Source organism: Frateuria defendens (genome assembly GCF_001182895.1).
GTDB classification, from domain to species: Bacteria; Pseudomonadota; Gammaproteobacteria; order Xanthomonadales; family Rhodanobacteraceae; genus Frateuria_B; species Frateuria_B defendens.
Genome location: NZ_LFQR01000330.1, coordinates 1 through 350 on the forward strand (window position 1 = coordinate 1; position 350 = coordinate 350).

Genomic DNA, 350 nt, shown 5'->3' on the forward strand with positions numbered 1-350 from the left:
CGCTAGGAAACCAACGATTCTCCATTTAAATACTTTTAAAAAATTAATCACTTGTTGTGTAGAGTCTTGTCCGTTTTGGTTATGATTGTTAGCCATGATATACCTCCCTTACAACACTCGTGGACCAGAAGTTTTCTGATCTCTCACATTAACTTCTAACTTACGTACTGGCATTTCTGTGAAATATTCTACATTCTTTTTAATATCCGAACGAATTGCTTCAGTTAAAGATTGAACTTGAACATTATTTGGTACGAAAAAGTCAGTTTTAATGTCGATATAAGATTTATTTTTTTTGTTATATAGTTTCGCAACTACATTTGGTTGTCTTACTTGATCATATTTTGCAA

1 protein-coding gene is annotated in these 350 nt (G+C 31.7%); it reads right to left on the reverse strand.

Annotated features, from left to right (window positions below):
- Positions 1-108 precede the first annotated feature (108 nt).
- A partial coding sequence (locus tag ACH65_RS19455) for an Asp23/Gls24 family envelope stress response protein (protein WP_237561582.1) occupies positions 109-350 on the reverse strand: 242 nt, incomplete at its 5' end.